Genomic DNA, 12,523 nt, shown 5'->3' with positions numbered 1-12,523 from the left:
GTTATGACAAAACTATCAAATGACTATATACAGGAAATCGTAAAGGAGTGCCGGCCATTTGCTTCTTCCGGTAGTGTTATCGATCATATTCCTGGTAAGGATCAATCGCACCTTACCAAGCTGGGAATAACGGTCATATCAAACGACGGAGAAGTTTATTCTGCAGGCGATGATGATTATGTCTTTTCCTTGCAGAGTATTTCGAAAGTAATCAACCTTTTGATTGCTCTCGAAGATTTCGGCGAAGACACGGTTTTTCAAAAAGTAGATAAAGAACCAACCGATGATTTTTTTAATTCCATTTCGAATTTGGAAGACTACGAACATCAGAAACCATATAATCCGATGTTGAACTCAGGGGCTATTGCCGTGGCGAGCCTTATCAAAGGCACAACAGTAGATGAGAGGTTTCACCGTGTATTGGAATTTGTCCGAACCATTACCGGCAATGAGAAAGTCGATATGGATGAAGGTGTTTATAAAGCCGAAGTGAAAAATGGAGCACGCAACCGCTCTTTAGCCTATTTCATGGAGAGTCTCGGAATCTTGCCTCATCAGGAACTGGAAGCTGCGCTCGACCTTTACTTCCGTGTTAATTCCATTATGGTCACAAGTCATGAGCTGGCCGAAATCGGATGTTTCCTCGCTCGCCAAGGGAAGAAGGAAGGAAAACAAATGATCGATCCTCGTCATGTTGGGACAACCCTGGCGATCATGATGACTTCAGGTATGTACAATGAATCAGGTTCTTATGCCGTAGACGTAGGGTTCCCGATGAAAAGCGGTGTATCTGGTGGTATAACTGGTGTCGTAACAGGAAGAATGGGCATTGGTCTTATCGGTCCGGCAATCAATAAAAAAGGAAACAGTATCGCTGGGGGAAAAGCATTAAGGAAACTATCACAGGATTTGAACCTGACTCTCTTCCACACCTGACGACCCGACATCCGAGGACCATTTTTATCCTTTAAGAAAGTTTAACTTTATTAAAAGATTAAAGTATAAGAAAAACCTAGGCTTTCGGCATAAGGACTTGGCGATAAGCCAAGTTTTTCTTATACCTTTGCTTCCTTGTAAGAAATTTGTAACGAAAATGTAAGTTTAAGCAAGCAGGCTAAAAGGTATAAGGAAAAGAATCTAACCTATGTGACTGTTGATTATCAGGAGGGCGATTTTATGAAGGGAATCATTTTGGCTGGAGGCAGTGGTACAAGGCTGTCCCCTAGTACGGATAGCATTAATAAACATTTGCTTCCTGTCTACGACAAGCCGATGATCTACTATCCTTTATCAATTTTGATGCTTGCTGGCATCAAAGAAATTTTGATTATCAGTACTGAAGAAGATACACCACGATTTGAAAAAATGCTTGGCGACGGCTCATCGTTGGGCATCGATATATCTTATTTAGCGCAGCAAGAGCCGAACGGTATCCCGGAAGCATTTATTGTCGGGGAAGACTTTATTGGCGATGATGATGTGACCTTGATTCTCGGTGATAACATCTTTTATGGGCAAGGTTTGACGGATATGCTCCGCAAAGCGATCAGAAATCATCAAGGAGCGACTGTGTTCGGCTATCGTGTCGGAAATCCCCAGCGTTTTGGTGTTGTCGAGTTCGATAAAAATAAAAAAGTTGTATCGATTGAAGAAAAGCCGGAGGAGCCAAAATCTGACTTTGCTGTAACCGGATTATATATTTACGACAACCGCGTAATCCAGATGTCCAAACAGCTGGATTATTCAGATCGGGGAGAACTGGAAATCACGGATATCAATAAACTGTATTTGGAAGCAGGAGACCTGGATGTCCAGTTATTAGGCAGAGGTTTCGCCTGGCTGGATGCAGGTACGCATGATTCCCTGTTTGAATCTTCCCAGTTCATCAAAAACATCGAACAGCGGCAAGGGTTCAAGGTTGCCTGTATCGAAGAGATAGCTTATTATATGGGCTACATTTCCCGTGAAGAATTATATGAAAAAGGGAAGCAGATGGAAAAGAATGATTATGGAAAATATCTTATGGATATTGCTAACCGAAAACACGTCCAGCAATATTGGGAGGACGTTGTCGATCAAAACCCTATGATAGGATCGGTGAACAATGAGTAGAGATAATAGGACGTTATTGATTACAGGGGGAGCTGGGTTCATCGGCTCCAATTTTATCACTTATTTTTTGAAGGCGCATGATGACTACGAGATTGTCAACTTAGATAAGCTTACGTATGCAGGTTCATTGGAAAATCTGCGCGAGGCAGAAACCTTTGCCAACTATCATTTCATTGAAGGTGACATTGCAGATGAAGCAGTGGTCGAGCAGGTGTTTACTGATTATGATATCGGTGGCATCATTCATTTTGCTGCCGAGTCCCATGTCGATAAATCCATCGCGGATACGAAGCCGTTCATTACAACCAATGTGGTAGGCACTGTCAACCTGCTCCAAACAGCTAAACGCGATTGGGAAGAGAAGGGTGTCCTGTCGGAACGACGCTTTCACCATATATCAACTGACGAAGTATATGGCTCATTGGAGGAAGATGGAGCGTTCACGGAGGAGACACCGTACGACCCACGGAACCCATATAGCGCATCAAAAGCAAGTGCTAATATGCTGGTCAACAGTTACCACAATACCTATGGGATGAATGTGGTCATTTCCAGCAGTTCCAACAATTACGGGCCGAGACAGCATGATGAAAAACTGATTCCTACCATTATCAGGAAAGCGCTGGCCGGAGAATCAATTCCGATCTATGGTGATGGTCAGAATATTCGGGACTGGCTCTATGTAACGGATCATTGCAAGGCGCTGGATAAGGTCTTCCACGAAGGGAAGGAAGGGGACACCTATAATATCGGCGGCAGAAATGAACGGACGAATATGGAAATGACGAATCGGATCTGCGAGCTTCTTGATGAACATCAACAAGAAAGAAAACAGGAACTTGCTCTTTCCAGTTTTAAGGATTTGATTACATTTGTAGAGGATAGACCAGGCCATGACCGAAGATATGCCGTAGATGATACGAAAATCAGCCAGACGCTAGGATGGAAGCCCGTGGTGGAATTGGAACAAGGTCTTGCTGAAACCGTAGCATGGTACATGGATAAATGGAGGAAACAAGCGCAGTGATCTCCGTTGTCGTACCCATCTACGGTTGTGAGGCATGCCTGGAAGAATTATATACGCGTATCAAAGACACGATGAGTTCGATTCCGATGAACTTTGAACTGATTCTTGTCAATGACGCCAGCCCTGATGATGCCTGGCCGACTATCCAAAAACTCCACCACCAGGACCCGAGAGTAAAAGGTATCAATTTATCGCGGAACTTCGGACAGCATCATGCAATTACGGCAGGTCTCGACCACACCAACGGGGATTGGGTAGTAGTCATGGATTGTGATTTACAGGATCAGCCGGAAGATATAGCGAAATTATATGAAAAAGCTCAGGAAGGTTATGATGTCGTCTTCGGTTCCCGGGAAGACCGGCAGGACCACGCATTGAAACGGATGTCTTCAAAACTTTTTTATAAAGTATATGATTACCTGACGGAGCGATCTTCCGACCATACGATCGCTAATTTCAGCATCAGTCATAAAAAAGTAATAACAAGTTTTCGCCAAATGCGCGAGCAGAACCGATTGTTTCCACTGTTCATTCAATGGATGGGGTATAAGTCCACGAGGATAGTCGTCAACCATAATAAACGGGAGCATGGAAAGTCTTCGTATAACCTTCGAAAACTAATCAGTTTGGCGACAGACGTTATCATTTCCCAGTCGAACAAACCGCTCCGGTTATCGATTCAGTTCGGTTTCTTCATATCACTCATCTCCTTCCTGTATGGGTTATATTTGATCTTTAAATACTTTGTCATGGAGTATCATGTGGCAGGCTGGACGAGTGTGATGGTTTCGATTTATTTTATCGGCGGTTTGGTATTCTTCAATTTCGGGGTGCTCGGGCTATATATCGGAAAAGTATTCAATGAAACAAAAGGACGACCATTATACATTATCAGTGAAACAACAGAAGACGAAGAAGGCATGAGGTGATTGCAATGACAAACTACTTACGAGAAGCGCCATGGGATCGACGGAATTTCGGGATGGATACCTATGAAGTGACGTCTCCTGAGGAAGAAGCGTTAAAAGAAACAGATGAGACTCCAGGACACTTCACATTGAAGGTCGATCCAATGGTTAACAAGGAGCCAATTTTGGAGCATGGTTTCTTTTATGCTGACACCCTGATCACACCCGTCTGTAAAAAAGACCAGCTGGTAACCTTCTCTGAAAATCAATTCGGCATTACACGTGATGGCAGTTTTGATACGATCGTCTCGTTTTCCGAGGGTGCTTTCAAAATGGGGCGTTATCATCGCGACTTCCACGTGAAGACAGAAACAGCTGAACAGCGGTACATTAACTGGCTGCGTGATCTATATGAGGCGGGCCAGGTGATGTTCCTTACGTATGAAGGGGAAATTGCTGCCTACTACGCTTATCAGGACAACTCGATTTTACTGATCGGAATGGATGAAAAATTACGTGGAAAAGGGCTTGCTAAACCATTGGTAAGTAAAGCGTGTGAAGTATTATTTTCCTATGGCCATGAAGAACTGAAGACTTCGGTCTCAGCCATCAACTTCCCTTCGATGCAAATGTTCTATTCCCTCGGTTTCAAAATGAAGCGGGCAGTGGATGTCTATCATAAGTGGAATGCGGATGTGTCTGACGGCGTATGATGATGGGCTATTTTTATATTTTTTCCACCATCCTATTTACGGTATATGGCCAGCTGATCCTGAAATGGCGGATTGAAAAGTATGGCAGTCTGCCCGAAGAGCTTAAAGATAAAATTATATTTTTGTTTCAGCTGCTGCTCGATCCATTGATTCTTTCGGGGTTTTTGTCGGCGTTCGTCGCATCGATTTTCTGGATGGCGGCGATGACCAAATTTAACATTAGCTATGCGTACCCGTTCATGAGTCTATCGTTTGTCCTGGTCTTCCTTTTATCTGTCGTGATGTTCGGGGAACCAGTCACCCCTCAGAAAGTAATAGGACTGGGCTTAATTGTGCTAGGTATTATCGTAACGAGTCAATCCATTTGAGGTGTTAGCAATGATTCCATTCAATAAACCATGTGTAACAGGAAAAGAAAATGAATATATTCAAGATGCCATCAACAACGTGAAACTATCCGGAAACGGTCCGTACGGGAAGAAATGTTGCGAATGGCTGGAGTCCTATTTGAAGGCAGAGAAGGTGCTATTGACGCCATCCTGTACCCATGCCCTGGAGATGACAGCCCTGCTTATCGACATTCAGGAAGGGGATGAAGTGATCATGCCTTCCTACACTTTCGTTTCGACAGCGAATGCGTTCGCCCTTCGCGGCGCTCATATCAAATTCGTCGACGTTGAACCAGAGACAATGAATATCGATGCTTCACGGGTAGAGGACGCAATCACCGACCGGACGACGGCAATTGTTGTGGTCCATTACGCAGGAGTAGCCTGTGATATGGATGCCATTATGGCAGTTTCTGAAAAGTATAACCTTTATGTCATCGAGGATGCTGCTCAAGGGCTGGTCAGTTCCTATAACGGAAGAGCGCTGGGTACCATAGGACATTTGGGGGCGTTCAGTTTCCATGAAACGAAAAACTATACGTGTGGCGAAGGCGGGGCGTTGATCATCAATGATCAACGTTTCATTGACCGTGCTGAAATCATTCAGGAAAAAGGGACGAACCGCTCCCAGTTTATCCAGGGCAGGGTGGATAAATACACATGGCGAGACATCGGTTCTTCCTACCTGTTAAGTGACTTGAATGCAGCGTACTTATATGCCCAGCTCCAGGAAGCAGAATCAATCAATGACGACCGGCTTGCTACGTGGCGGGCTTACCGGGAAGGTTTGAAGCCACTTGCACAGCAGAGAAAAATTGAACTTCCAACGGTTCCGGAAAACAGGGAACACAATGCCCATATGTTTTATATCAAGACGAAGGATGAGCCGGAACGAAAGCGGCTCATCGAACACTTGAAGGAACACGACGTCATGGCTGTCCCTCACTATGTTCCGCTTCATTCCTCTCATGCCGGGGAAAGGTTTGGAGAAATGAGCGGCCCGGATGTCTACACGACTAAGGATAGCGAGCGTCTGCTCCGTCTACCACTTTATTACGAAATGGCGAAAGAGGATGTCGGTCATGTTGTCGAACAAATTCGAGCTTTTTATGAAGCATAAACTATTAGTGATCGCCTCTTTGATTTTGGCAGCATACTTGCTGCCTTATTATCTTTTAGGCGAAGATTCCCACATTAGAGTACATGATAATCTGGATTCTAATATCGTCTGGTTCAAGCTGGTAGTAGAAAATAATTTGATTTTTGCTTCACCTAATGAAATGCTGCCTAGTATCATCAATGGACTTCCCAGAAGTGCGCTGCCATCAGGGCTTGATGCAATGGTCTGGATGTATGCTTTGTTTGAGCCTTTTACGGCTTATACACTCAACCAGACCATTATGCGCGTTGTAGCACTGTTTGGGATGTATTTTCTGCTGGCTTATTATTTTGAAAAACAGACAGGCACATGGACAAATTACCAGTTGCCGATTACGGGAGCTGCCTTGACGTTTGCGCTGCTTCCATTTTGGCCGTCCGGTGCTCTTTCTATGGCGGGGATGCCGCTTGCTTTGCTTGCATTCATGAAAATTCGTGATTTCGGCAGACATGCAAAGAAAAGATACTGGCTCATGCTTGCCCTTATCCCGTTCCATGCCAATTTCATTCTCGCATTTTCTTTTTTTATCTCAATCATTGGTGTCATATGGCTGTTAGATTGGATTCGCTATAAACAATTGAACTGGCCTTTTTTCCATTCGATTGTATTGATGACCAGTATTTTTCTGATTAAAAATTATATGGTCATCTATTCGATGTTTCTGGACAGTGCGTATGTACCTCACCGGGAAGAATTTGAATTGGGAGATAAAGATGCAGTTGGTGCTTTCCAGCTGGGAATTGAAAATTTTCTCTTTGCACATACCCATGATGAAACTTTCCATTATCGGTTCATCTTTCCAGCGGCAATGGCTGCGATTCTTCTTGCTGTATGGAAGAGGATGGTGCCAAAGCTGCTCATATCCCTGTTGGCAGCCAATTTAATTCTGTCTATCTGGTATGGCTACTGGTACTGGGAAGGCTGGCGTGTACCAAAAGATACGATTTCTCTGTTGAACAATTTCAACTTCAGCCGCTACCACTTTCTGCATCCATTACTTTGGTATCTTGTTTTTGGGCTTGCTATGGGAATCATCCAAAAAAGAGTGTTTTTAGGTAAATTTATTGTACTTATGCTAATCCTTAGCCAGGTTGCTATATTATTTCCCCTTGGCGAAGAATCGAAGTACAGCGAGTTTGATTCTTTTACTTATAAAGAGTTTTACTCAGAAGCGCTCTTTGATGATATTAAAGAATATATCGGAGAGGATCCTTCTGATTATCGGGTCGTGTCGATCGGGATGCATCCGACGATTGCCCAATACAATGGCTTATGGACGTTGGACACGTACAATACGACCATTCCCCTATCTTATAAGCATTCCTGGCGGGAAGTAATTGCTCCGGAATTGGAAAAGAACGGATCCCTCGAGCATTATTTCGATACATGGGGAAGCAGGCTGTACTTGTATGTCGATGAGTTGGGAAAAAACTATGATTTTACAAAAGAAAGCGACAAGCAGATTGAACAGCTCGATATTAACACGGAGCATCTCGCTAGCATGGGCGGTAAGTATATTCTATCTGCAGTTCCGATCCAAAATTATGAAGAAAATGATCTCACGTTTGAACGTGTGTTTGAAAGTCCCTCCTCACCATGGAAAATTTATTTATATAAAATTGGATAACAAAAGAGCTGTATTAGGCCATCTGGATGGTCAAAATACAGCTCTTTTGATGTTATGAATTTTCCTCGAGGACATTATAAATCGTGGGGATGAGGTTATAGTAGCGGGGCTTTAAGAGGAAATGATCCACCTTATATTCCATCGATAATTTGATTGTATCTTCATCATGCTGATGCAATAAAATGATGACGCTTGCATTTTGGGCAATACTATTTATCTTAGGCAAAATTGAGAAGCAGGATTCATCCAGTAGAATCACGTTAATGTTATGTTCATGCAGTAAGGATTTCAAATTGGAAGTGCTCTGGCCCTCACAATGGCTGAATATACCTTCCTCAGTAAAAACATTCTGAAGGTGTTCGAGGTCTGACGGATGTTTGGAAAGTAATAAAATGCGTGGTTCCATTGAAGCTCCTCCTTTCAAGGGCCCGTCCCATATAACGGTTAAAGTAGAATGACTCAGAAAAATGGAGGAAAAGCACACTTAAGAGCAATTGCAACATTTACGTTGCCATAAGATTTCCTACGACCCTTCCTCCATGCTAACAGACATAAGACCTCAATTAAACTGCCATTTCAAACCAGCTATCTGCGGGACGGATGTGTGAGTGTGCTAATCACTCTCAATAAATTGATGTTTGATCCTGTAAGCAGCTTTCGTACCGGCTTGTATTGCAAAGATTTTGTAATTAAATCCAGCTGGTCATTATTTAATGATTCCAACTTTCTTCGTAATGAGAGCGAATCATGATAATTTTTATATAGGATTTGGACATCTTCTTCATAATTGCTGATGCCGCAAAGGTCTTGTGCGGCGTATATACCGGTCAGGATCGAAGTGAACTGACCAAATCCAAGAAAAGGATCGATGGCTCCAAAACAGTTGCCCACAAAGAAAGTATTCCCTATCCGTGGGTATTTACTTTTACCGATGACGTAATTATCGAGGTCGAATTGCTGAGAAACTTTTAATTTCTGTTTTAGCGTTTGTTCCGCTTTTTTAAGTATAGCTTTCCAAAGCTTACCTTTGTCGATAGTCAGGTTTTCCTTATATTTCGGATATACCAGAACGAGGTGGCCTTCGGTATTGGAAAAAGGGAGGAAGTATCCCAATCCTTTTGGGACAAGCTCACTGTCATACCAGGTATGCACTTCATTATGCACAAATTCCCCTTTAACTATTGCTCCTGCAAACGTAGCTTTAAACGCCGTATCGAAGGATTGGAGGCTCTGCGTATCCAGTGGATCACCAGTAGCCAGAACCACATGGGTGTATTGTTTCGAGATCTCCTCGTATTGAACTTGCTTTTTCAAGTGAATTGGGCTCTTTACTTGTTCTGCCAGCTGCTTTTCATAGGAAGTTTTATCTTTACCACGCTTATTCGTATGACCTAAATGACCTTCAATAAAGGAAGTTTCATTCGGGGAATGGACGAATATTCTTTGAATATTGGTAGTGGGCTTCAAGTGAATATCATGATATTCCGATAAGTATTTAATAGCATCATCAATAGGCCTGTGTAAAAGCGGGGACATTACTTCCCCAACGACAGGACGGTCTCCAACTTTTTTTCTCTTTTCAAAAATATCAGCGGAATATCCGTGCTTTTCAAGCGTTAGGGCACACGATAATCCTGCCAGGCCAGCACCGATAATTGCAATATTCATACACCTGTCCTCCTCCCTTACATTTTTTGCGGTAAGGATTGGTTTTATACGTTAGTTATAATTGCCGGCCATGTGCAGAAACTAAGGGAGAAGGAGGTTTGTCGTATGAACAGACAATCTAAAAATAATAAATATCAAAACCAAAAAACGGAACAATTCACAGATGGTGCAGCCATAACCCATGAACAAGTATCAGATACGATGACAGAGGGTACAATCGATGGTCAAATCGATCAGGTCGACGAAAATGGAAAGCTTATCAGCCATGACGGTGAAGCATTGAAAAGAGGGAACCCCGATGGGAAGAAGAAATAAGATTCTTGTTCCGGAAGCGCGGGAAGGTCTGGATCAAATGAAAGAAAAGTTGTTGAATGAACGTTACGGCACGAATGATAAATACGAAATGGCAAAAGAACAGGGGATACCGTTATCAGAAGGATATAATGGGGAAATTAAAGCTAAAGATGCTGGAAGAATGGGTGGAGCCATCGGTGGCAGTATGGTCAGAGAACTGGTTAAAATGGCAGAACAGCAGCTGGGACAAAACAAAGAACAGCACAAGTAATTCCTGTGCTGTTCTTTCCTTTCGTCTTTAAGGCTGCATCGATTTGATTTTGGCTTCGTTTCTGGCAATGGTCGCTTGCCAATCCTGAGTATAAATACTGAGAATATCATTGATTTTATCAATCAGACCAAGGCGAATCAGCCCATTGCCTTCTGCTTGTTTAGAATATCCAAGCGGCATCGTACGCTTGATGAGTTGAGCGTAGATTTCTGACTCGGTAAGCCTTCGCTGGAATTGTGATTCTGCTAAATTGATCAACAGCGCAAGCGCTCCGGATACATGAGGAGTGGCCATAGACGTACCGCTCAGCCGAGCATATTCTCCATTGAGGTAAGTTGATAGGATATTTACTCCAGGGGCTACTAAATCAATTTCATTGTTTGTATTCGTAAAGTCGGCTATCTTCCTGTCAAAGTCGATCGCACCGACCTGTATCACTTCATTATAGGCACCAGGATAGCCGAACTCATCCGTATCTTCCCGGCCATCACCCGCATTCCCCGCTGCACAGACAACGGCAATATCCTGATTGACTGCATACTTGATAGCCTCATGAAGTTCTGGAATATCACGTGGACCGCCGAGGGACATGGACATGACTCGTACACGTTCACCATCGGGTCCTTCCCAGTTTGCTGCATATTCAATCGCGTCAATGATCCAATCCATTCTTCCGCTACCGTTTCCGGATAATACTTTTAAAATGAGAAGGTCTGCCTGGGGAGCGACTCCAACGACACCAGTTCCATTTTCTGTTGCAGCAATGGTGCCGGCTACATGTGTCCCATGCCCATTGTTATCTTCAAAGTTGTTTTCATCGCCGTCATAATCGGTCGTGAAGTTTCTTCCAGCAATTACTCTATCTTTCAGTTCAGGATGATCGGTTTGGCAACCCGTATCGATTACCGCAATGACATTTCCCTTACCTTGTTCGGTCTGTTCCCACAATAACGGCGCCTCGATCATTTCTACACCTTCCGGAACGTTAGACGATAAGGGCAGGATTTCCTCAACTTGAAAGGGAATCAGTTTAAGCTCGTCCATTTGTCATCCTCCTTTTGATTACAAGTTTAGAATATTCTAACAATTAAATTGTATCAAAGTTGAGAAAAGTTTTGTATGGGTCAAACCTCACTCGTCGTAGGTAATAACACATGTAAAAAAATAAAATTACTGCGTTTGACTTTCGTTCGAAAGAGGAAGGATTTATACTAGACTAGGAGTCGGGAATAAAATGTCCTGACTTAAAAAAGGAATGAATGAAATGGATAAGCAATCCGTACAGGCTGATATAGCCAGCTATACAGGTAAACTGTTGAGAGATAACTTCGGTAAAGGGCCTTCCTCCGTATATGTTTCCATCGAAGAGCCCTATATCACGATCTATCTTCGTGAGTTTTTAGCACCGATGGAGCGTGTGCTTGTCAAACAACAGAATGATATGAAAGTTGAAGAAACAAGGGATTTACTAATGGATGAGCTGATCCCTGATATTCGCGCAACGCTTCGAATGATGAGCGGATATGAGATTGATGATGTCTTTTATGACTGGTCTCTGACCAATCGTTCCGGAATGTTCCTTGGGGTTATAGCCAAAAAGGATGAGAATGAAGAAATCCATCTTTCTGATTACCCCGACAAGGAAAAAATTCATGAGGAAATCATCCGGGTCAGTGAGCAGGCTGAAAAAGCTCCAACAAAAGTTGATTCTTTCATGCTCAACGACCGTACTTTAATGGTCGTGCGTGATGGCATTTTAGTCCGAATTGAGAAAGAATTGATTCGTTCAGGTTTTGGCGAAACGTTAAAACTCACAAAAAGACAGTTAGAAAAAGGTCTGTTAAGCAAATCCTATTGTGAAAATATACTCGAAACAGAAGTCATCGATGTGTTTGTAGATTGGGACTTCCAGGAGGATAAAAGTTATATTGTATTTATTTTAAAACCGAAGAAGCCAGGTGGAAATGGGCCGGACAAATAGAGTCGGACATAAGCCGGAAAAGGGATAAAACCTTTTTCGGCTTTTTTAATTGATTTTAATACGGTAAAGGAAGGGGAAGATATGAGATATATTGTAATAGCAGAAGATTCAAACCAATTAAGAGTAGAATTTGCCCAACAGGAAGAAGCGGTGTTGTTTTCTACCTATGAAGAGGCTCAGGCGTTTATCGAACAAGTTCACGAAGAGAATGTGCTCCCGGATAAATATCAATTAAGAATCGAACGATATGAAAGGGAAGAAACGTTGCAGGATAAAGAAAGTCAAAGTTGAATGCTACGATGATAAAATCCCGCAGTATGGCTGCGGGATCGGGCGCCATTTCTTACATCGAACGTTCCTGCGTTTAATCTGGA

The 12,523-nt window shown here is 42.9% G+C and carries 15 protein-coding genes; 12 read left to right on the top strand and 3 right to left on the bottom strand.

The genetic code is table 11. From position 1 onward, the window contains the following. The first annotated feature begins 3 nt into the window (after nucleotides 1–3). From glsA to FHS45_RS18090, 8 genes are all read left to right on the top strand, one after another. Nucleotides 4–936, top strand: coding sequence for a glutaminase A (gene glsA, locus FHS45_RS18125; RefSeq protein ID WP_062439303.1), 933 nt, complete (start codon nucleotides 4–6; stop codon nucleotides 934–936). 240 nt (nucleotides 937–1,176) lie between these two features. Continuing rightward, nucleotides 1,177–2,112, top strand: coding sequence for a glucose-1-phosphate thymidylyltransferase RfbA (gene rfbA / locus FHS45_RS18120; protein ID WP_062439300.1), 936 nt, complete (start codon nucleotides 1,177–1,179; stop codon nucleotides 2,110–2,112). After that, entirely contained in the window at nucleotides 2,105–3,139 is a 1,035-nt protein-coding gene (gene rfbB / locus FHS45_RS18115) for a dTDP-glucose 4,6-dehydratase (RefSeq protein ID WP_062439298.1), read from the top strand. Before rfbA ends, rfbB begins: the two co-directional genes overlap by 8 nt. Further along, complete coding sequence (locus tag FHS45_RS18110) at nucleotides 3,118–4,068, top strand: glycosyltransferase family 2 protein (protein ID WP_062439296.1); 951 nt, start codon at nucleotides 3,118–3,120, stop codon at nucleotides 4,066–4,068. Before rfbB ends, FHS45_RS18110 begins: the two co-directional genes overlap by 22 nt. A gap of 5 nt (nucleotides 4,069–4,073) precedes the next feature. Further along, a complete protein-coding gene (locus tag FHS45_RS18105) occupies nucleotides 4,074–4,760 on the top strand; it encodes a GNAT family N-acetyltransferase (RefSeq protein ID WP_148349967.1) in 687 nt (228 codons plus the stop codon). Between the two features lie 2 nt (nucleotides 4,761–4,762). Further along, nucleotides 4,763–5,128, top strand: coding sequence for an EamA family transporter (locus tag FHS45_RS18100; RefSeq protein ID WP_062440589.1), 366 nt, complete (start codon nucleotides 4,763–4,765; stop codon nucleotides 5,126–5,128). Between the two features lie 10 nt (nucleotides 5,129–5,138). Continuing rightward, complete coding sequence (rffA, locus tag FHS45_RS18095) at nucleotides 5,139–6,269, top strand: dTDP-4-amino-4,6-dideoxygalactose transaminase (protein WP_062439290.1); 1,131 nt, start codon at nucleotides 5,139–5,141, stop codon at nucleotides 6,267–6,269. Then, complete coding sequence (locus FHS45_RS18090) at nucleotides 6,259–7,935, top strand: DUF6044 family protein (RefSeq protein ID WP_243847193.1); 1,677 nt, start codon at nucleotides 6,259–6,261, stop codon at nucleotides 7,933–7,935. The genes rffA and FHS45_RS18090 overlap by 11 nt, the downstream gene beginning before the upstream one ends. Before the next feature lie 52 nt (nucleotides 7,936–7,987). Here FHS45_RS18090 and FHS45_RS18085 read toward each other — a convergent pair whose 3' ends face one another. Both FHS45_RS18085 and FHS45_RS18080 read right to left on the bottom strand, forming a co-directional pair. Beyond that, on the bottom strand, nucleotides 7,988–8,341 hold the full coding sequence (locus tag FHS45_RS18085; RefSeq protein WP_062439283.1) for a response regulator: 354 nt from the start codon (nucleotides 8,339–8,341) through the stop codon (nucleotides 7,988–7,990). Nucleotides 8,342–8,520: 179 nt separating this feature from the next. Next, complete coding sequence (locus FHS45_RS18080; protein WP_062439280.1) at nucleotides 8,521–9,603, bottom strand: FAD-dependent oxidoreductase; 1,083 nt, start codon at nucleotides 9,601–9,603, stop codon at nucleotides 8,521–8,523. A gap of 105 nt (nucleotides 9,604–9,708) precedes the next feature. Here FHS45_RS18080 and FHS45_RS18075 point away from each other — a divergent pair, with 105 nt between their 5' ends. Both FHS45_RS18075 and FHS45_RS18070 read left to right on the top strand, forming a co-directional pair. Further along, nucleotides 9,709–9,918: a YozQ family protein gene (locus tag FHS45_RS18075; RefSeq protein ID WP_062439276.1), complete on the top strand. Its 210-nt coding sequence runs from the start codon at nucleotides 9,709–9,711 to the stop codon at nucleotides 9,916–9,918. Next, complete coding sequence (locus tag FHS45_RS18070; RefSeq protein WP_062439273.1) at nucleotides 9,902–10,168, top strand: alpha/beta-type small acid-soluble spore protein; 267 nt, start codon at nucleotides 9,902–9,904, stop codon at nucleotides 10,166–10,168. The genes FHS45_RS18075 and FHS45_RS18070 overlap by 17 nt, the downstream gene beginning before the upstream one ends. 27 nt (nucleotides 10,169–10,195) lie before the next feature. On the opposite strand, the gene FHS45_RS18065 is transcribed toward FHS45_RS18070, so the two are convergent. Then, nucleotides 10,196–11,212 carry a S8 family peptidase gene (locus FHS45_RS18065; RefSeq protein WP_062439270.1) on the bottom strand — a complete coding sequence of 339 codons (1,017 nt, stop codon included), beginning with the start codon at nucleotides 11,210–11,212 and terminating at the stop codon, nucleotides 10,196–10,198. Between the two features lie 220 nt (nucleotides 11,213–11,432). Here FHS45_RS18065 and FHS45_RS18060 point away from each other — a divergent pair, with 220 nt between their 5' ends. Further along, nucleotides 11,433–12,149 carry a Na-translocating system protein MpsC family protein gene (locus FHS45_RS18060; RefSeq protein ID WP_062440586.1) on the top strand — a complete coding sequence of 239 codons (717 nt, stop codon included), beginning with the start codon at nucleotides 11,433–11,435 and terminating at the stop codon, nucleotides 12,147–12,149. Nucleotides 12,150–12,230: 81 nt separating this feature from the next. Continuing rightward, the gene (locus tag FHS45_RS18055; protein ID WP_062439266.1) at nucleotides 12,231–12,440 is read left to right on the top strand and encodes a hypothetical protein; all 210 of its coding nucleotides are present in this window, start codon (nucleotides 12,231–12,233) and stop codon (nucleotides 12,438–12,440) included. The last annotated feature ends 83 nt before the right edge of the window (nucleotides 12,441–12,523 follow it).

This window comes from Thalassobacillus devorans (assembly GCF_011761345.1).
GTDB lineage: Bacteria > Bacillota > Bacilli > Bacillales > Halobacillaceae > Thalassobacillus > Thalassobacillus devorans.
This window is presented reverse-complemented; position numbering and strand designations above follow the sequence as displayed.